The sequence below is a fragment of the Actinoplanes sp. NBC_00393 genome (assembly GCF_036053395.1).
GTDB lineage: Bacteria > Actinomycetota > Actinomycetes > Mycobacteriales > Micromonosporaceae > Actinoplanes.
Genome location: NZ_CP107942.1, coordinates 8,588,837 through 8,607,058, shown reverse-complemented (window position 1 = coordinate 8,607,058; position 18,222 = coordinate 8,588,837). Strand labels below are relative to the sequence as shown.

The 18,222-nt window shown below is 69.1% G+C and carries 16 protein-coding genes and 1 tRNA gene; 8 read left to right on the top strand and 9 right to left on the bottom strand.

The window, feature by feature from the left end; genetic code table 11:
* Positions 1–125 precede the first annotated feature (125 nt).
* The gene (locus tag OHA21_RS39845) at positions 126–1,982 is read right to left on the bottom strand and encodes an acyl-CoA dehydrogenase (protein ID WP_328464125.1); all 1,857 of its coding nucleotides are present in this window, start codon (positions 1,980–1,982) and stop codon (positions 126–128) included.
* Between the two features lie 265 nt (positions 1,983–2,247).
* On the opposite strand from OHA21_RS39845, the gene OHA21_RS39840 reads away from it, so the two are divergent.
* Positions 2,248–2,418, top strand: coding sequence for a hypothetical protein (locus OHA21_RS39840; RefSeq protein WP_328464124.1), 171 nt, complete (start codon positions 2,248–2,250; stop codon positions 2,416–2,418).
* Here OHA21_RS39840 and OHA21_RS39835 read toward each other — a convergent pair whose 3' ends face one another.
* The gene (locus OHA21_RS39835; RefSeq protein WP_328464123.1) at positions 2,419–3,546 is read right to left on the bottom strand and encodes a PP2C family protein-serine/threonine phosphatase; all 1,128 of its coding nucleotides are present in this window, start codon (positions 3,544–3,546) and stop codon (positions 2,419–2,421) included.
* 124 nt (positions 3,547–3,670) lie between these two features.
* Here OHA21_RS39835 and OHA21_RS39830 point away from each other — a divergent pair, with 124 nt between their 5' ends.
* Together OHA21_RS39830 and OHA21_RS39825 are read left to right on the top strand one after the other, a co-directional pair.
* Positions 3,671–4,213 (top strand): phosphoribosyltransferase, encoded by a 543-nt coding sequence (locus OHA21_RS39830; RefSeq protein WP_328464121.1) that lies wholly within the window; start codon positions 3,671–3,673, stop codon positions 4,211–4,213.
* Positions 4,214–4,222: 9 nt separating this feature from the next.
* Positions 4,223–5,143 (top strand): phosphotransferase, encoded by a 921-nt coding sequence (locus OHA21_RS39825; protein ID WP_328464119.1) that lies wholly within the window; start codon positions 4,223–4,225, stop codon positions 5,141–5,143.
* Positions 5,144–5,431: 288 nt separating this feature from the next.
* On the opposite strand, the gene OHA21_RS39820 is transcribed toward OHA21_RS39825, so the two are convergent.
* Complete coding sequence (locus tag OHA21_RS39820; RefSeq protein WP_328478831.1) at positions 5,432–5,716, bottom strand: YciI family protein; 285 nt, start codon at positions 5,714–5,716, stop codon at positions 5,432–5,434.
* Positions 5,717–6,060: 344 nt separating this feature from the next.
* Between OHA21_RS39820 and OHA21_RS39815 the strand changes: the two genes are divergently transcribed.
* Positions 6,061–6,522 carry a YcxB family protein gene (locus OHA21_RS39815; RefSeq protein WP_328464117.1) on the top strand — a complete coding sequence of 154 codons (462 nt, stop codon included), beginning with the start codon at positions 6,061–6,063 and terminating at the stop codon, positions 6,520–6,522.
* A gap of 12 nt (positions 6,523–6,534) precedes the next feature.
* Here OHA21_RS39815 and dcd read toward each other — a convergent pair whose 3' ends face one another.
* On the bottom strand, positions 6,535–7,113 hold the full coding sequence (gene dcd, locus OHA21_RS39810; protein WP_328464115.1) for a dCTP deaminase: 579 nt from the start codon (positions 7,111–7,113) through the stop codon (positions 6,535–6,537).
* A 75-nt stretch (positions 7,114–7,188) separates the two neighbouring features.
* On the opposite strand from dcd, the gene OHA21_RS39805 reads away from it, so the two are divergent.
* Positions 7,189–7,695, top strand: coding sequence for a pyridoxamine 5'-phosphate oxidase family protein (locus OHA21_RS39805; RefSeq protein WP_328464113.1), 507 nt, complete (start codon positions 7,189–7,191; stop codon positions 7,693–7,695).
* A 53-nt stretch (positions 7,696–7,748) separates the two neighbouring features.
* A tRNA-Gly gene (locus OHA21_RS39800) sits at positions 7,749–7,819 on the top strand.
* Between the two features lie 682 nt (positions 7,820–8,501).
* Here OHA21_RS39800 and OHA21_RS39795 read toward each other — a convergent pair.
* From OHA21_RS39795 to OHA21_RS39785, 3 genes are read right to left on the bottom strand one after another with little or no spacing between them, the layout of a single operon-like run.
* A complete protein-coding gene (locus OHA21_RS39795) occupies positions 8,502–9,461 on the bottom strand; it encodes a LamG-like jellyroll fold domain-containing protein (RefSeq protein ID WP_328464111.1) in 960 nt (319 codons plus the stop codon).
* Positions 9,462–9,484: 23 nt separating this feature from the next.
* A complete protein-coding gene (locus OHA21_RS39790) occupies positions 9,485–10,528 on the bottom strand; it encodes a hemolysin family protein (RefSeq protein ID WP_328464109.1) in 1,044 nt (347 codons plus the stop codon).
* Complete coding sequence (locus OHA21_RS39785; protein ID WP_328464107.1) at positions 10,521–11,855, bottom strand: hemolysin family protein; 1,335 nt, start codon at positions 11,853–11,855, stop codon at positions 10,521–10,523. Before OHA21_RS39785 ends, OHA21_RS39790 begins: the two co-directional genes overlap by 8 nt.
* An 86-nt stretch (positions 11,856–11,941) precedes the next feature.
* On the opposite strand from OHA21_RS39785, the gene OHA21_RS39780 reads away from it, so the two are divergent.
* Positions 11,942–12,646 (top strand): GOLPH3/VPS74 family protein, encoded by a 705-nt coding sequence (locus OHA21_RS39780; RefSeq protein ID WP_328464105.1) that lies wholly within the window; start codon positions 11,942–11,944, stop codon positions 12,644–12,646.
* Between the two features lie 51 nt (positions 12,647–12,697).
* On the opposite strand, the gene OHA21_RS39775 is transcribed toward OHA21_RS39780, so the two are convergent.
* Complete coding sequence (locus OHA21_RS39775) at positions 12,698–14,839, bottom strand: (Fe-S)-binding protein (RefSeq protein WP_328464103.1); 2,142 nt, start codon at positions 14,837–14,839, stop codon at positions 12,698–12,700.
* A 177-nt stretch (positions 14,840–15,016) separates the two neighbouring features.
* Positions 15,017–15,283: a cell division protein CrgA gene (locus OHA21_RS39770; protein WP_328464101.1), complete on the bottom strand. Its 267-nt coding sequence runs from the start codon at positions 15,281–15,283 to the stop codon at positions 15,017–15,019.
* A 197-nt stretch (positions 15,284–15,480) separates the two neighbouring features.
* On the opposite strand from OHA21_RS39770, the gene OHA21_RS39765 reads away from it, so the two are divergent.
* Positions 15,481–16,287, top strand: coding sequence for a DUF881 domain-containing protein (locus OHA21_RS39765; RefSeq protein WP_328464099.1), 807 nt, complete (start codon positions 15,481–15,483; stop codon positions 16,285–16,287).
* The last annotated feature ends 1,935 nt before the right edge of the window (positions 16,288–18,222 follow it).

Genomic DNA, 18,222 nt, shown 5'->3' with positions numbered 1-18,222 from the left:
GAGGATCATACGACACGTCGATACGGTTTCGTCACGTCGGTTTTGCGCCATACGAAAACGGAGGCCGGCGGACGCCCTTGTCCGCCGGCCTTCGTCTTTTTCAGGAGAGTGGGAAAAGCTTCAGATCAGAACGCGTCCTCGGAGAGGTCCATCGCGTCCAGGTTGGTGTTCTCGATGATCCGGCGGTCGGCGCCGATCCGGGGCAGGACCTCGCGGACGAAGAAGCGGGCCGCCGCCACCTTGCCGGTGTAGAAGTTCTTGTCGGCCTCGGACACGTCACCGTTCAGCGCGTTGAGAGCCACCTCGGCCTGGCGCAGCAGCAGCCACGCGAGGACGACGTCGCCGAGCGCCAGCAGGACCCGGCGCGAGGTCAGGCCGATCTTGTAGAGCTCGCGGGCCTCGCCGCCCTGAACCGCCTGCAGCCAGCCCAGCGTGGTGCCGAGGATCTGCTGCATCTCGGCGAGCGCCTTGCCGAGGCCCAGCCGCTCGTTCTTGAGCTGACCGTTGCCGGCCTCGCTCTCGACGAAGGCCTGGATCTCGGAGGCCACCGCGGCGAGCGAGCGGCCGTTGTCCTTGACGATCTTGCGGAAGATCAGGTCGAGGCTCTGGATCGCGGTCGTGCCCTCGTACAGGGTGTCGATCTTCGCGTCCCGGACGTACTGCTCCAGCGGGTAGTCCTGCAGGAAGCCGGAACCGCCGAAGGTCTGCAGCGACTCGTGACCGAGCAGCTCGTACGCCCGCTCCGAGCCGACGCCCTTGACCAGCGGAAGCAGCAGGTCGTTGACCCGGCTCGCGGCCTTGGCGGCCTTCTCGTCGCCGGCCGCCTCGGCGATCAGAACCTTGTCCTGCCAGCTGGCCGTGTAGATCACCAGGGCGCGCAGGGCCTCGGCGTACGACTTCTGCAGGAGCAGCGAACGGCGTACGTCCGGGTGGTGGGTGATGCTGACCCGAGGCGCGGCCTTGTCGGTGTTCTGCACCAGGTCGGCGCCCTGTACGCGGTTCTTCGCGTACTCCAGCGCGTTGAGGTAACCCGTCGACAGGGTGGCGATCGCCTTGGTGCCGACCATCATCCGGGCGTACTCAATGATCATGAACATCTGGCGGATGCCCTCGTGCTTGTCGCCCAGCAGCCAGCCCTTGGCCGGGGTGCCGTGCTCGCCGAAGGTCATCTCGCAGGTGTTCGAGACCTTGATGCCCATCTTGTGCTCGACGTTCGTCGCGTAGACGCCGTTGCGCTCGCCCAACTCGCCGGTCTCCGCGTCGAAGTGGTACTTCGGCACGATGAACAGCGACAGGCCCTTGGTGCCCGGGCCGCCGACGCCCTCGACGCCCACCGGGCGGGCCAGGACGTAGTGGATGATGTTGTCGGTCAGGTCGTGCTCACCCGAGGTGATGAAGCGCTTGACGCCCTCGATGTGCCACGAGCCGTCCGGCTGCGGAATGGCGCGGGCGCGGCCGGCGCCGACGTCCGAGCCGGCGTCCGGCTCGGTCAGCACCATGGTCGAGCCCCACTGCTTCTCGACGAAGAGCTTCGCCCACTGCTTCTGCTCCTCGGTGCCCTCGGTGTACGCCACGTGGGCGAACGAGGGACCGGACGAATACATCCAGATCGGGGCGTTCGCACCGAGCACCTGCTCGGCGATGGCCCACCACAGGGTCCGCGGGGCCATCGTGCCGCCCAGCGCGGAAGGAAGGTCGAGCCGCCAGAACTCCGAGGCCATGAAGGTCTCGTAGGACTTCTTGAACGACTCGGGCAGCGGCGCGGTGTGCGTCGCCGGGTCGAAGACCGGAGGATTCCGGTCGGCCTCGGTGTAGCTGGCCGCGAGATCCTCGCGCGCCAGCCGGTTGACCTCGGCGAGCACGTCGCGCGCGGTCTCCGCGTCAATCTCGTCGAACGGCGCCTGGCCGAACGCCTTGTCAGCTCCGAAGACCTCGAACAGGTTGAACTGGAGGTCCCGAAGGTTGCTCTTGTAGTGCGTCATGGTGCTTGGCCCCGCTCTCCGGACGCGAGTTACCCGTCAGTAACCCCACTGTATTACTGATCGGTAGGCACCGACAACCCGGGCAGGACTTCCGGGTGAACCCACCAGGAAGGGGCGGTTGTCCGTCGGTTCGTGGCCCAAACGTCTCCGATCAGGTGGCATGCGATACAGCCGTTCGGCCATTTGCGGACTTCGACACTCAGACCACGTATCGCGGGCGATGAAGGTTCGTTTCACCGGATAGACAGCGAAGAACGTTTCGCCGATGACTCAGGGGGACGCCATGTTCGCCACCATCAAGAGCCTGATTCCGGAGCCGCGCCAGGCCAACCAGCCACGCAACTACGTCGGCCGGCACCGTCAGCCCGAGCCGGTACCGCCGGTGCCCGCGCCGGTCTCCCCGGCGCCGGTCGAACCGGAGGAGACCGCAGCTTAGTCAGCTGCCGGCAGCTCCGACTTCCCAGCTGGGCACGGAAACGGCAGCGCCGCCGTCCGGCCCCGAATACTCCAGCAGGACCAGGGCGATGTCGTCCTCGAGGCGGCCGTAGACCCAGTCGTGCAGGGCGGTCTCCAGCGACGCCAGCCCGTCCCCGACGGTGCCGTGGCCGAGCAGCCGCCAGGCCCGGTCGGCGGTCGGGAAGAACTCGCCCTCCCGACGGGCCTCACCGAGCCCGTCGGTGAAGAGCAGCAGCCGGTCACCCGGCTCCAGCCGCTCGACCCGCGCCTTCACCTCGGGCATGAAGCCGAGCGGCGGCGCCGGGGCCGGCGGCTCCAGCGGGATGACCTGCCCTCGCCGCAACAGCAGCGGGGCAGGATGTCCACAGTTGACGATGGTCAGCGTGCCGCCGCGCTCCTCGACCAGGGCCGCGGTCACGAAATCCTCGTCACCGACGCTGCGGGCCACCGCCCGGTCCAGATCCGCCACGATCGCCTTGATGTCCGGCTTCTCGTACGCCACGTGCCGGTAGGAACCCAGCACGATGCTCGCCAGCCGGACCGCGTCCAGGCCCTTTCCGCGGACGTCACCGATGATGATCCGAACCCCGTACGGCGTGTTCAGCGCCTCGTAGAGGTCCCCACCGATGTCCGCCGCGGCCGTCGCCGAGATGTAGCGCCCGGCGATCGCGAGCGAGCCGACCTGCGGCCCGATCGGCCGGAGCACCGCCTGCTGAGCGACCGCGGCCAGGCGCAGCAGCTCGGCGATCCGCTCGGCCTGCCGCTGGCGGATCGTCGCGCCGGCCGCCGCCACCCCGGTGGCCAGCATGATGCCCATCAGGTTCACCAGGCCGGTCATGTCATGGTCGCCGGCGGTGCCGACGAAGGTCGCCCCGACCACCGTGGCCAGCACGCCGACCCCGAGAACCATCTGCCAGCCGGCGAACAGCGCGGCGACGAACGGCACGGTCGCCAGCAGCCCCACGAAGTCGGCCGGCGGACCGTCCGCGAACTCCACGGCGGACACGACAGCGAGCAGCACAAGGGCCGCGCCGAGTCCGGCGCGGTTCTCTGGGCTCAGCGGGCGGCGGCCCGGCGCGAGATTAGGCATGGGTTCGGGGAACAGCATGCCCGATCGGCCCCACGTCGGGCATCAACTTGACCCCTAGGTTGAGACGAGTCTGTCCGCCTGTTAGTCCCGGCGTCATTCGGTCGGTCCACGAAGGGCTGCGACACGGTGACAGGATGTTCCCGTGACCCACGATCTCCGTGATCTTCTGCGCTCCGAGTTCCGCTGGACCAACCCCGCTCCGAACAGCGAATATCTGGTCAGCGACCGGTCCGGCTGGTGGCGGGAACCGAAGATCCTGGACGGTCTGGGCCCGGCGCTGGGTGAATTCTTCCGGGCCGAGCAGCCAACTGTGGTGGTCGCCCCCGAAGTGACCGGATTTCTGCTCGGTCCGCTGGTCGCGCGGGCGCTCGGCATCGGGTTCGTGGAGGCCTACCGGGCCGGCGCTCGCCGCCCCATAGCCGAACCGATGATCTGGGCCGAGGTGCCTGCAGATCATCGGGGTGATGTTCAACACCTCGGCGTACGCCAGCGGCTGATCACCGACCACGACCGGGTGCTCGTCGTCGACGACTGGGCCGCCACCGGCGCTCAGGCCCGCGGACTGCGTGATCTGTTCGGCAGTCGCTACCTGGGCACGGCGGTGATCGTCGACGAGTGCCCGCCCGCGGTCACCGCCGAGCTGCGGATCAAAAGTCTGCTGACCGGAGCCGACCTCGACCCGTAGGGTCACGCGGTGCGCACCAACGTGGACCATGCCGATCTTGCCGAACCGATCCGGTCCGCGTTCGGGGACCGGGAGCTGGTCGCCTCCGAACGGCTCAGCGGCGGGACGGCCAAGGGCGTCTACCGGCTTCGGTTCGCCGACGGGGGCAGCTGTCTGGCCTACCGGTGGCATCGTGACGAGAACTACTGGCCGGCGCAGACTGTGCTCGCGGTCGGTCCGCTCGGGGCGACCTCCAGCCGGGCGGCGTTTCTTGACCGGCGGGAACGGTTGGGCGCTTTGGGCGTACGCGTGCCGGAGCTCTTTGCTCTTGGTGGCACGGACCTGGCCCTCGTTGAGGACGTCCGGGGTGGCTCGCTGGAGGATCTGCTGGCGCGCGATGTGGCCGCAGGCCGCGAGGCGCTCGGCCGGCTGCGTGATCAGCTGCATCGCATGCATGCGGCGGCGGGTGTGCGCCCGGATGATCCGTCGCCGTGCGAGGAGATCATCGCGGAACGCGGCCGCCGCGCTTTGGCCGAGGCCGCAGCGCGCGTTCCGGTCATCGCCGCCCAAAAGGAGCGATTGGGGTACGCGTTGAGCACGCGCCTGGCCGCTGTCGAACCTCGCTCGAGATGGGGCTGGATCCACGGCGAGCTGGGACCGGACCATGTGCTGATGTCATCGGCCGGGGAACCGGTCATGATCGACATCGAGGGCGCGATGGTTTTCGATGCCGAGTGGGAGCATGCGTTCCTTGAGCTGCGCTTCCACGCCGACTATCCGCTCTTGCACACGGTCGAGCTGGACCCGGCGAGGATGGCGCTGTACCGGCTGGTGCAGTACCTGTCGCTCGTCGCCGGGCCCCTGCTGCTGCTCGACGGCGATTTTCCTGACCGGGAGCCGATGCGGCGGATCGCGGAATGGAACACCGCCCGGGTCCTCGCCGAGCTGTAATCCCGCTCCGATCTTGCCCACTCGCTTCGGCCTTGCCCACTAGCTTCGGCCTTGCCCACTCGCTTCGGCCACGGCCCCTCGCGTCAGCTGCGGCCGCTCGCGTCTGCCCGCGCTTGAGTTGCGGTCGCTCGCTCGTTTCAGCCGCGGCCGCTCGCGTCAGGTCGCGCTCGAGCTGCGGCCGTTCGCTCGTTTTAGCCGCGGCCGCTCGCGTCAGCTCGCGCTCAAGCTGCGGCCGCTCGCTCGTTTCGGCGGCGGCCGCTCGCGCTCGAGCTGCGGGCCTCGGTTTGCTCAGCTGCTGCGGGTGCGCTGGTAGCCGGCCAGCGCGCCGCGGCTGATCTGCCAGCCGGTGGCGGTGTAGGCGGCCAGGCCGCGCTGCACATAGGGGTCGTCGGCGATCAAGGCCTGAGCCTCGGCCTCGGTGTCCACGTCCAGCAGGATGATCCCGCCGAGCGGCGGATCCTGACGACCGGCCGTGACCGAAAAGCCCCGCTTCTCCAGATCAGCGACAAAGTTCAGGTGATCCTCGCGGGCGGCGTCAACCTCAGCGAGCGGCTTCAGGTACGTCGAAATCATCAGATACACGCCGCCATCGTAGATCCGCGCGACCCGGACCGACCCCGGTGCAATTTCCCACATCGGGCCTCCCCCGCTTCTGCACCTGCTTCCCGCGTCCGTTGACCGCGCTGCTTCCCTGCCATCTCGGGATCCGACTCCCTGGTTCACGAACCCGGTCAGCCACCACGGCGAGCGGCCCACCGATCAGAAGCCGGCGAGGATTTGGGCGGATTCGCCCGATCGGGTGAGGCCGCGGTCCTCCGCGAGCCGACACAAGCCGGGTTTCGGTCAGCGGCCGCCGAGGACAGGCGGACCATCCGGCTAGTGACGATTTGCCCCGGGCAAAAGCTACCTTTCACCCTGTGCAGATCCAGATCACCGCGGCCCCCGACCCGGCTCTGATCGCGGCCGCCACCCGGCACAGCCTGCGCCGGCCCGTCCTGATTGCCCGGGTCGCCGGCTGGGCCTTCCTGCTCGCCGCCCTGGTCGACGGAATCAACCCGTTCCTGCTGGTCGGCGGCGTGGCCCTCGCCGTGCTCACCCCGATGGCTTTGCTCAACCACACTGCGCGGCGCGCGATGCGCACCGGTCAGGTCACCACGTTCGAGATCAGCGAAGGCGGCGTGGCCAGCGCCGACGCGGAGAGCCGTCACTCGTACGCATGGCGTGCCTTTCGCTCGGTCGAGCAGCTCCGGGGTCAGCTTTTGTTCGGACTGGGCGGCACCCGATTCCTGCCGATCCCGACCAATGGGCTGAGTCCGGCACAGATCAACCAGGTGCTGGGCGCGGCGTCCGCGAACGGCCTGCGCGTCCAGCGCGCCTGACCGCCGGCCTGTTCAGCGGGTGGGCCAGGTCCGGAAATTGAGCGCGGATCGACTCGCCGTCGGGCCCCGCTGACCCTGGTAGCGCGAACCGTAGACAGCTGACCCGTACGGATGCTCGGCCGGGCTGGAAAGCCGGAAGATGCAGAGCTGGCCGATCTTCATGCCCGGCCAGAGCTTGATCGGCAGATTCGCCACGTTGGAGAGCTCCAGCGTCACATGGCCGGAGAAGCCGGGGTCGATGAACCCCGCGGTCGAGTGGGTGAGCAGGCCCAGGCGCCCCAGGCTGCTCTTGCCCTCGAGCCGCGCGGCCAGCCCGTGACCGAGGGTGATCACCTCAAGGGTGGACGCGAGCACGAACTCGCCCGGATGCAACACGAACGGCTGACCGTCCTCGACCTCGACCTCGGCAGTCAGATCGTCCTGCTGCTCGGCCGGGTCGATGTGGGTGTACAGGTGGTTGTTGAACACCCGGAAGAAGCGGTCCAGCCGAACGTCGATGCTGGACGGCTGCATGAGCGACGGTTCGAAGGGCTCCAGCGAGAGGTCGCCCGACTTGATCTCGGAGACCAGGTCACGGTCGGAGAGCAGCATCGCAACACCATACCGAGGTGTCCTGATCGGCGTGTTCGGTGGATGTGTCGAACGTATGTTCGATAGGATGCTCTCATGGCTTCCTGGTCCGATTTCGCCGCCGCCGAGCCCATGCTGGCCGCCGGCATCCGTGCGCTCCTCCAGCAGTACGGGCCCGGCATGGGTTACCTGGCGACCATCCGCCCCGACGGCGGCCCCCGCGTGCACCCCGTCTCGCCGGTCTTCACCGACGACGGCCTCTACTGCTTCATAGTCGACTCGCCGAAACGCCGCGACCTCGACCGCGACGGCCGATACGCCCTGCATTCCTACCCGCCGGAGGACAACGACGACGAAGCCTGCCTGACCGGCCACGCCACCCCGGTCCACGACCCACTCACCGTCACCCGCCTGGCCGGCGCCCTGCACGCCTCCCCCGACGTCGACTGGCGGCTCTACGAGCTGACCATCGAGACCGCCATGCTCCGCCACCACGGCCCAGCCGGTGCCCTCCCGCTGGCGGCGTCCCCATTCGTCCCGGCTTACGCCCAGACATGGCGCGCACCCAGCAAGTTACGCCCCACACTCGCCGTCGCCAGCTGAGTCCGGGGCGGTCCCGCCACCGACCCGGATAATCAGGTACAGTGGGGCCGCTTGCGGGTGTAGTTCAATGGCAGAACATCAGCTTCCCAAGCTGACAGTGCGGGTTCGATTCCCGTCACCCGCTCAGTCCCGGGGTCCCCCTGTCTGCGGAGTGCGCAGACCAGGGGGACTTCGCATTCCGCCTGGGGGCCGAGCCCCCAGACCCCGCGTTACGTGGGTTGCGGAGGGTGGGGAGCTTGCGGGTTGGATTGTGGCTGGGCTTTGGATTCGCTTCGCTCTCCGAAAAGCAAATGCCTTTCGGCTGACGCCCAGTGCTGCTTCCTGGCCATTGAAAAGAACGCCCAACGTCAGCCATGTCCTTCGGTAGGCGCTCAGCGCTGCCTGCCGGCCGCTGAAACAACGCCCACCGTCAGCCAAGCCCCCCAGCTGACGCTCAGCGCTGCCTCCCGGCCGCTGAAACAGCGCCCACCGTCAGCCGAGCCCCCCAGCTGACGCTCAGCGCTGCCTCCCGGCCGCTGAAACAACGCCCACCGTCAGCCGAGCCCCCCAGCTGACGCTCAGCGCTGCCTCCCGGCCGCTGAAACAACGCCCACCGTCAGCCGAGCCCCCCAGCTGACGCTCAGCGCTGCCTCCCGGCCGCTGAAACAACGCCCACCGTCAGCCGAGCCCCCCAGCTGACGCTCAGCGCTGCCTCCCGGCCGCTGAAACAACGCCCACCGTCAGCCGAGGCCCGCGGCTGACGCTCAGCGCTGCCTGCCGGCCGCTGAAAGAACCGCCAGCGTCGGCTGGGTCGGGGGTCGGCCCAGCTAGGCGGTCGGCGCGGGGTGCGTCGGCCCGGCCTTCCTGATGGTCTGCACCGTCAGCGCTGCGGGTCGGGCTGGGGCTGGGCTGGATGAGCGGCGGGTGCCGGGCGCGCAGCGGGGGGCGCAAGGGCCGGCGGCGGCCGGCTTGAGGTCGCCGATGGTGAGGAAAACGTCGTCGATTGCGCCGGCGAACTGGTCGTTGCCTCGGCCGGGGCCCTTGCCGCCGACGCGCAGCGGTTCCGCGTTCGCGATCGACAGCATCGGCGGCACCGGCACCCAGGCGCGCGGCGCGCCGTCGACGATCATGGTGAGGCGGTTCGGGGTGCGGTGGCATTCCAGGTCGTGCCAGGTGCCGTCGGCCACGTCGATCAGCGGCTCGGCCCGGTAGATCCGCGCCCGCTGCCCGGCGATCACGCAGCTCGGATGCCCCTGCCGGTGGTCGACCTGCAGCTTGAACTGGCTCACCCCGCCGACCGAATATCCCTTTTGGACGACATTGGCGCCGTCGGCCAGGTCCGCGTGGGTCATCAGGATCGACGCGCCGTAGCGCAGCGGCCGGCGACCGGGATTGAGGCCGTCGTCGCGTACACCTTCCAGGATCGCCCGCGGGCAATCCCCTTCGCGCGGCAGGGCGCATCGGTTCGGGTAGGCCACGGCCAGGCCACCCCTTTGCGGTACGAGTCGCAGCAGCCCACCGTTCTGCCCGATCGGGTGCAGGTGATGCCGTCCGGTCAGGTCGGCGATCGGACGGCCGGTGCCCTGGTCGAAGGTGTACCGGACGGTCACCGGCCGGTCGGCGACCCGGATCTGCCCGGCCGGAACGGTGGTGGGAATTTCGGTGCGGGTGTCCAGCACCCCACCGGCCGGCGGGGTGCGCCCGGCGTGGGCGTGTTGTGCGTGCAGAACGCCGGCCACAGCGAGTAGGACACCGAGCGGTAGGGCACACCGCCGTAAGCGAAACATGGGGCTATTGTCCAGATTGCCACCTAAAGAGCAAATCGCGTGACCGAATGCGCCGCCCCCGCCGGCTCACCCACTACGGCGTGCAGCACGTCGTCCAGAGTGATCACTCCGAGCGGCCGCCGCCCGTCGCTGACGAGCACGATGTGCAGCCGGTCCCGCCGCATGGTGAGCAGCAGATCGGCAAGGCTGCGGTCGGGCGGCACCACCGCCAGCGGACGGATCACGTCCGCCGGGATCGGCAGGCGCCGCTGCGTCGCCGCGTACTCGAGAACGTCCTTGACGTGCACGAAGCCCAGCACCCGCCGGGTGTCACGCTGGACCACCGGGAAGCGCGAGCGGCCACTGCGGGTCGCCACCGCCTCCAACGTCGCCGGCGACACGTCGGCAGCCACCGTCGTGACCCGCGACCAGGGCAGCAACGTGTCCGCCGCGGTACGGCTGTTGAGGCCGAGCGCAGCGTGGATCCGGGCGTACTGTTCCGATCCGAGCAGACCCTCGGTACGCGCCTGGGTGACCATGCCGGCCAGTTCCTCGGCGGTGAACACCGTCTTCACCGCGTCGGTCGTCTCGATCTTCCAGAGCTTGAGGATCAGCCGGGAGGCCCAGCGCATCGCGTTGAGCAGCGGTTTCGTCGCGGTGCAGAAGGCCAGCATGAACGGGCCGAGGAAGAGCGCGGAGCGTTCCGGTCCGGCCAGCGTGATGTTCTTCGGGACCATCTCGCCGATCACCGTGTGCAGGAACGTCACGATGACCAGCGCGATCACGAAGGCGATCGGGTGCACCAGGTTCGCCGGCAGCTCGGTGGCGGCGAACGGGCCTTCGAGCAGGTGGGCGATGGTCGGCTCGGCGAGCGCACCGAGCACCAGCGTGCAGATCGTGATGCCGAGCTGCGCCCCGGCGATCATCAGCGGGATCTGGCTCATCGCGGAGAGCGCCCAGCGCGCCGCCTGCGACGACTCGGCCAGCGGTTCCAGCACGGTACGCCGGGACGCGATCAACGCGAACTCGCCGCCCACGAAGAGGCCGTTACCGATCAGCAGAACGGCGACGAACAGCAGCTCAGTCATCGGCGGGCTCCGGCGGGGCGACCACGCGGACCTGCTCGATGCGGTGCCGGTCGACCTCCATCACGGTGAACTCCCACCCGTGCTCCTCCAGCGACTCGCCGACCACCGGGATGTGGCCGAGCCGGGCGAGCAGGAAGCCGGCCAGCGTCTCGTACGGTCCCTCGGGCAGCCGGAAGCCGGTCTGCTCGGACACCTCGTCCTCCCGGAGCAGGCCGTCGACCAGGAATGTCTTCTCCCCGCCGGGCGCCGTCAGCTCCTGGGTGCCGGTCTCCCCGAGGTCGATGTCGTACTCGTCGGCGATCTCCCCGACCAGTTCCTCGATCAGGTCCTCGACACTGACCACGCCGTCGGTGCCGCCGTACTCGTCCACCACGATCGCCAGGTCGGCATCCGCCGCCCGCAGCGCGGCCAGCACCTTGTCCAGGCTGAGGCTCTCCGGCACGTAGACCGGTTCCTTCGCGATGGTGGAGACGCGCGTCGCGGCCCGTCGTTCGAGCGGCACGCCCAGCGCCTGGTTCACGCCGACCACTCCGGTCACCACGTCGAGCGTGTTCTCGTACACCGGAAATCTGGTGTGCCCGGTCTCCCGCGCCACCGTGATCAGATCCGCAACGCTCGCGGTGGTTTTCAGGCCGACCACGTCGACGCGTGGCGTCATGGCCTTGGCCGCGCGCTTCTCGCCGAACCGGATGGTGCGGCGCAGCAGCGTCGCGGTCTCGTTGGGCAGCGCGCCGGCCCGGGCACTGATCGCCGCGAGCAGGCCCAGCTCCTCCGGGGAGCGGGCGCTGGCCAGCTCCTCCTGCGGCTCGATGCCGAGCCGGCGGACCAGCCAGTTCGCGGTGCCGTTCAGCGCGGCGATAAGCCATTTGAAGAGCGTGGAGAAGCCACGCAGCGGCGCCGCGGTCAGCAGGGCGACGCGCATCGGGCGGGCCAGGGCGGCATTTTTCGGTACGAGCTCCCCGAACAACATCGACAGAAGGGTCGCCACGACCAGCGCGCAGACGTGCGTGACGGTCTCGGTCGACGACCCGGCCAGCGGCTCGACGATCGGGGTGAAGAGCTCGGACAGCGCCGGCTCGGCCAGATAGCCGGTGAGCAGGGCGGTCAAGGTGATCCCGAGCTGCGCCCCGGAGAGCTGGAAGGAGAGGCCGTGCAGGGCGTTCCGAACGGTTCGGGCTCGGCGGTCGCCGGCGGTGGCGCGTGCGTCGATCTCTGCCCGGTCGACCGTGACCAGCCCGAACTCGGCGGCCACGAAGAACGCGTTGCCCGCCGTGAGCAGCGCGAATGCGGCCAACGGGAGCACCGCGGTCAGGAACAGGCCGTCCATGATCGCTTCACCTCGGACCTCATTGTGCCGGACCGGGACCATCCGGCACTAACCGTGTCGATGACAAGTGGTTCTACCGTCAAGGTATGAACCTCATGGAAGAGTTCACCCTCCTCGCGCACGACGACCGCGGGGCACGGATCATCGACACCACCCGGCTCGATCATGGGCTCGGCGGCGCGGTGCTGATGGAACTCGCCCTCGGCGAGCGGATCGACATCGCCGACAAAAAGGTCGTGGTGCTGGACCGGGCACCGCTCGGCGATCCGATCCTGCACCAGGCGCTGATCCGGATCGGCGACGACAGCCGGCCGCACAAGGCCGCCCACTGGGTGGGCAAATTCAGCAGCAAGGGCACCCGGCAGACGGTTCTGGACCGGCTGGTCGTCGATGAGGTTCTGCGGGCCGAGCGGAGCACCGTGCTGAAGATCTTTCCGCGGACCAGGTACCCGTCGGCGTACGGGACGGAGCCGGTGGCCCGGAGTGAGGCCCGGCAGCGGATCATCGGAGCGATCCAGCGGAACGGGGCGGTCGATCCTCGTACCGGTGCTCTCTGTGCCCTGGTGGCCGCCACCGGGATGGAGCGCAAGCTCTTCGCCGACCTGGACCGGAAGTTGGTCAAGGCCCGGCTCAAGGAGATCAGCGAGGGCGACTGGGCGGCCGACGCGGTACGCCGTGCCGTCCAGAACGTGCAGTCGGCAGTGGTCGTCGCGGTCGTCGCCGCCGGCGACAGCGGAGGAGGCGACGGCGGGGGCGGCGGCGACGGTGGTGGCGGGGGCGGCGGCTCCTGAAACGGCCGATGGCCGGTCGACTGTGCGACCGGCCATCGGGACGTCAGGAACTCAGGCCTCCTGCTTGAGCGAGCGGAGCAGGACGGTGGCCACGTCGACCACCTCGATCTCGTCCTGCTTGCCCTTGCCGGTCACCCCGTCGCCGATCATCGTGTAGCAGAACGGGCAGCCGACCGCGATCGTCTTCGCACCGGTGGCCAGGGCCTCCTCGGTGCGCTCGACGTTGATCCGCTTGCCGATCCGCTCCTCCATCCACATCCGGGCGCCGCCGGCGCCGCAGCAGAAGGACCGCTCGGAGTTACGCGGCATCTCGACGACGTCATTGGCGATCGCTGACCCGAGAACCTCGCGGGGCGCCTCGAAGACCCGGTTGTGCCGGCCCAGGTAACAGGGGTCGTGGTAGGTGACCCCGCCGTCGACCGGCTGCACCGGGGTCAGCTTCCCGGTGGCGACCAGGTGAGCGAGCAGCTGCGTGTGGTGCACCACCTCGACCTTGAGGCCGAGCTGCTCGTACTCGTTGCCCAGCGTGTTGAAGCAGTGCGGGCAGGTCGCCACGATCTTCTTGACGTTGGCTTCCTGCAGCGTCTCCACGTTCTGCTGGGCCAGCATCTGGAAGATGAACTCGTTGCCGATGCGGCGGGCCGGGTCACCGGTGCAGGTCTCGCCCTCGCCGAGGATGGCGTAGTTCACACCGGCCTCGTTGAGCAGCGTGGCCACCGCGCGGGTGGTCTTCTTGGCCCGGTCCTCGAACGCGCCGGCGCAGCCGACCCAGAACAGGTACTCGAAGTCCTCGACCTCGCCGACCCGCGGCACCTCGAAGTCCAGACCCTTGGTCCAGTCCTCCCGGGTGTTCTGCGGTGCGCCCCACGGGTTGCCCTTGTTCTCCAGGTTGCGCAGCATCACGCCGGCCTCGGAGGGGAAGCTCGACTCGATCAGCACCTGGTAGCGGCGCATGTCGACGATGTGGTCGATGTGCTCGATGTCGACCGGGCACTGCTCGACGCAGGCGCCGCAGGTGGTGCAGGACCAGAGCACGTCCGGGTCGATGACCCCGTTGTCGTCCTCGGTGCCGACCAGCGGGCGGTTGCCCTCGGCCAGCGCCAAGACGTCCATGTGGGCGAGCTGGGCCTCGGTGGCCTTCTCCTCACCCATCAGGTCTTTGCCGCCGCCGGCCAAGAGATAAGGCGCTTTTGCGTACGCGTGATCGCGCAACGACAACACGAGAAGCTTGGGTGAAAGCGGCTTCGCCGTGTTCCACGCCGGGCACTGCGACTGGCAGCGACCGCACTCGGTGCAGGTGGAGAAGTCCAGCAGACCCTTCCAGGTGAACTGCTCGACCTGGTTGACGCCGAACAGGTCCTTCTCCGGGTCGGCCTCCTCGAAGTCGAGCGGCTTGCCCTCGCTCATCATCGGCTTCAGCGCGCCGAGGCCGGAACCGGCCGGCTTTTCCGGGCTGCGCTTGAAGTAGATGTTGAAGAACGCCAGGAACCGGTGCCAGGCGACACCCATCGTCGGGTTCAGCGAGATGGTGATCAGCCAGGTCATCGAAATGATGATCTTGATGAGAGCGGCCCAGGTGGCGCCGTCCTCCCAGGCCGGCAGCACGGAACCGATCGCGTGGCTGAGCGGCGCGGCCCACACCGGGTACTCGAAGTGGTCGGTGGCGACCTTGAAGCCGCGGATCAGGAAGCCGAAGATCAGCACGCCGACGATGACGGCCTCGACGAAATACGCCTGCCACATGGTCGAGCCGAGGAACCGGCTGCGCTTCACCGCGCCCGGCTTCTGCCGCTGCCGGACGAAGACCAGGTAGAGGATGCCGATCATGCCGAGGATGCCGATCCACTCGGTGACCAGGCCGAAGACCACCCAGTGCCCGATGATCGGCAGACCCATGTTCGGGTCCACCACCTCGAAATACGCCTCGAGGACCAGGAGCGACAGGATCACGAACGAGACCATCACGAGCCAGTGGGCCGCGCCGATCGCGCTCCACTTCAGCATCCTGGTGTGACCGACGGTCTCGACCAGCATGGTCTTGGTCCGGGTCTTCGGATCGGCGAAGCGGGCCGGGTCGGGCTGACCCTGCCTGATCACCGCGGTGATGGTCAGCACGGCGCGCACCGCAAGGTAGACGGCCACCACCGTGATGGCCGCCGCTATTGCGGTGGCGACGATCTGCGCGATGTCCATCTGCGTTGTGCCTCCTCGGTCGGCGATGCGCCACCCATGTTACCCACGAGTAATAGACGGGCGCGCGCCACAGGTCAAGGAGCGCGGCCCCTCAACCGAAAGCGCACCCCACGCCGGGCGGGGGTGCGCTCGCTTTCGATGATTTTCACGTATCCGCAGTAGTCGCGGACCGCGAAGTCAGCGCCAGCGGGACAGAAGACCCAGGGAGGCGACCATGCAGCCGAAGCCGACCGCCAGGTTCCAGTAGCCCCAGCTCTCCACCGGCCACTGCTGCGAGGACAGGTAGTAGACGACGAGCCAGGCGATACCGATGACGATCAGGCTCACCGCCGTGACTGGCAACCAGAGCGGACTCGGCTTCTTGGACGCAGCCGCCTTCACCGCTGGACTGATGTCCGACGGCGGGGTGTAGACCTTCTTCTTGCGAACCTGTGACTTCGGCACGGAGATCTCCTGAGGGCAACAAGTGGTGAACAACCCACCGCTGAGCGGCTCCGGGATCCCCGAATGCTGCCCGTGGCGAATACTGTTCGACAGCTAGCGTAGTCAAGGCGAGGCAGACACAGGCACCCGCCGGGGCAGGAAAATACCTCGGCGTCGGGTCTTGAGGGGGCTCGGTGGTCTTTCGAGGAGGCGGCGACATGGATGACGGCGCCGTGGGGACCTCCTGGCGGCTCGTGCTGCGCCGTGCCGCGCGCGGCCTCCGGCCACGGCGGGATCAGCGCAGATCCATCTGGTCAGCAGGGGTTCCGCTGATCGCCTTGGCGGCGGGTCTGCTCTTCACCACCTCCGCGACAACGGCTGACGGTACGGCACTGCGCGACGACCGCCGTCCGCAATTGGCACAACTCATCACCGAGAAACGAGACCGCCTCACGGCGAACGAGGAGCGGGCCGCCGAGCTGCTGGCCGACGTGGACCAGGAGACGGCCCGCCTCGCCGAGGTCGACCAGCCGGTGAAGAGCGCCCGGGAGACCGCGGACGAGATGCGGCAGTCCGCCGGCTTCACCGGCCTGCACGGTCCCGGCCTCACGGTGACCCTGAACGATTCACCCCGGCGGGGCACCGACTTCGGCGACAACGCTCCGGACAACGACGATCTCGTCGTCCATCAGGGCGACGTCCAGGCCGTCGTGAACGCACTCTGGGCAGGTGGGGCCGAGGCTATGACGATCATGGATGTCCGGGTGATCTCCACGAGCGCGGTACGCTGTGTCGGCAACACGCTGCTCCTTCACGGCCAGGTCTTCTCACCACCCTTCAAGATCACGGCAATTGGCGAACCCACCTCCATGGGTCGCGCGTTGGACTCCGCAGAGGGAGTCAGGCAGTTCCGGGAGGCCGTCGCCGACTTCGGGCTCGGTTACACGGAAAAGGTGGAGAAGAACGTGACAGTGCGGGCGTACGACGGTTCGACCGACCTCCGATCGGCGCAGGCTGCCCAGTGAGCCTTCCCCCGGAGAACCCGGCGAGCCCGCCCGGCAGGGGCCGCCATCGCGCCCCCGACGCCGACGCCCAGACCGCGTTCATCCCCCGCGTCACCGACACCTCAGCCGACGGCGTCCCCGGCGGCCCACTGGCGCCTCCTGTCGGCCTGGGCGGCCATGCCAGTCCCCGCTCCAGCCGCACACCAGAAGCCGCCGCAGCCGCAAGCAGCACAGCCGAAACCAACGCAGCCGGAACCAACGCAGTCGGAACCAACGCAGTCGGAACCAACGCGGCCGGGACCAACGCGGCCGACGAGGCCGCAACGGCGCGGCAACGCTCCCAGGACGCCGCAAGCCGGCCCGCCGAGGCCTTCCTCTCAAGCACGGACGCTGCCGGCACGCCCAGCCGCCCGCCCGGCCCGTTCACAGCCGGACCCACCAGCGAGGCGCCCCCGAGCAGCGGCCGGGACCCCTTGGGTAGCGAGTCGTCCCACGCCAGCGGGCCGGACGCATTCGGGCCTGCAGGCCGCAGCTCAGCACCCCACCCCAGCGGGCCAGATCCGTTCCGGTCCGCCAGCCGCAGTGCAGCGCCCAACCCCAGCGGGCCAGATCCGTTCGGGCCCGCCAGCCGCAGTGCAGCGCCCAACCCCAGCGGGCCAGATCCGTTCGGGCCCGCCAGCCGCAGTGCAGCGCCCAACCCCAGCGGAGTGGATCCGTTCCGAAGCACAGGCCTCAGCGACACGGCACACGCCGGCGCCGGCGATCCGTTCAGGGACACAGGCCGCAGCGGAGCGGGCCTCGCTGGCGACCGGGATGTGTTCGGCGCGGGTGGCGACGGGCGGTCTGGCCTCCCGAGCCGAGGCGAGGCATCGACAGCGACTCCGATGAACGGAACTGGCCCATGGCCGCCGACCAGCACGACCGGTCAACCGAGTCCGGCGGCGGCCGGCGGGAACGGCTGGGAGGACGGCCCTGCCGTCAGAGACATGGACATGCCGCCTAGCCGCCTGCAGAGCAGCGCGCCTGTGCCTTCCGGTGGCAGCGGCTGGGGTAACGCCCCCGGTGGCGCAGGCGGACATGGCGCCGCCGGCGGACAGGGCGGCTGGGACACCGCGGCCGCAGCGGGCCGGAACTCCACCGCCAACACGGCCGGACCCAACGGGTTCACGCAGCCCGACACGGTCGCCGCACCCAATGGTTTCGCCGGACCCAACGGCTTCGCTGGATCCCACGGCTTTGCTGGACCCAATGGTTTCTCTGGACCCAGCGCGATTGCCGGGCCCAACGGCTTCGCCGGACCCAACTCCTTCGCCGAACCCAACGCTGTAGGCCGACCGAACACGGTTGCCGGGCCAAACGGGCTCGCCCAGCCCGACACGGTGGCCGGACCCCACGGGTTCGTCGAACCCCGCACGGTCGCTGGACCGGACGGATTCGGCCTGCCCAACACGGTGGCCGGACCCAACGGGTTTGTCGGACCCAGCACGGTTACTCGACCGAACGGACTTGGCCAGCCCGACACGGTCGCTGGATCCGGCGGATTCGTAGGTTCCCCGGCCGGTTCCCTCGACGGCGATCCGGGAACGCAGGCATGGCTACCCGCCGCCGGACAGACAAGCGGGCCGTGGTCCCCGGTTGGCGGCGTCACTGCAGGCGCTGACCGGACCGGCACATGGTCCGCAGCCGGCAGCAGCGCCAGCAGCCCCGAACGACCGGAGCTATGGCCGCCGGCCGGCAGCAACCCCGGCCGAACAGGGCCTTGGGCCCCGGCAGACAGCAGTCCCGGCAACGCAGACCGGACCGGGCGGCCGTGGTCCCCGGCAGGCAACAACCCGGACGACACCGGAACCTGGTCCTCTGCAGGCAGCAGCCCGGGTGACCCCGGCCGCACCGGACCATGGGCCCCGGCGGCAGGCAGCCCCAGCAAGACCGACCGGCGCGGGCCCTGGTCTCCGG

Excerpts from the sequence above, each read along its gene's own strand:
- OHA21_RS39845 (WP_328464125.1), bottom strand. The coding sequence starts at position 1,982 with ATGACGCACTACAAGAGCAACCTTCGGGACCTCCAGTTCAACCTGTTC.
- OHA21_RS39840 (WP_328464124.1), top strand. The coding sequence starts at position 2,248 with ATGACTCAGGGGGACGCCATGTTCGCCACCATCAAGAGCCTGATTCCG.
- OHA21_RS39835 (WP_328464123.1), bottom strand. The coding sequence starts at position 3,546 with ATGCTGTTCCCCGAACCCATGCCTAATCTCGCGCCGGGCCGCCGCCCG.
- OHA21_RS39820 (WP_328478831.1), bottom strand. The coding sequence starts at position 5,716 with ATGATTTCGACGTACCTGAAGCCGCTCGCTGAGGTTGACGCCGCCCGC.
- dcd (WP_328464115.1), bottom strand. The coding sequence starts at position 7,113 with ATGCTGCTCTCCGACCGTGACCTGGTCTCCGAGATCAAGTCGGGCGAC.
- OHA21_RS39805 (WP_328464113.1), top strand. The coding sequence starts at position 7,189 with ATGGCTTCCTGGTCCGATTTCGCCGCCGCCGAGCCCATGCTGGCCGCC.
- OHA21_RS39795 (WP_328464111.1), bottom strand. The coding sequence starts at position 9,461 with ATGTTTCGCTTACGGCGGTGTGCCCTACCGCTCGGTGTCCTACTCGCT.
- OHA21_RS39790 (WP_328464109.1), bottom strand. The coding sequence starts at position 10,528 with ATGACTGAGCTGCTGTTCGTCGCCGTTCTGCTGATCGGTAACGGCCTC.
- OHA21_RS39785 (WP_328464107.1), bottom strand. The coding sequence starts at position 11,855 with ATGGACGGCCTGTTCCTGACCGCGGTGCTCCCGTTGGCCGCATTCGCG.
- OHA21_RS39780 (WP_328464105.1), top strand. The coding sequence starts at position 11,942 with ATGAACCTCATGGAAGAGTTCACCCTCCTCGCGCACGACGACCGCGGG.
- OHA21_RS39775 (WP_328464103.1), bottom strand. The coding sequence starts at position 14,839 with ATGGACATCGCGCAGATCGTCGCCACCGCAATAGCGGCGGCCATCACG.
- OHA21_RS39765 (WP_328464099.1), top strand. The coding sequence starts at position 15,481 with ATGGATGACGGCGCCGTGGGGACCTCCTGGCGGCTCGTGCTGCGCCGT.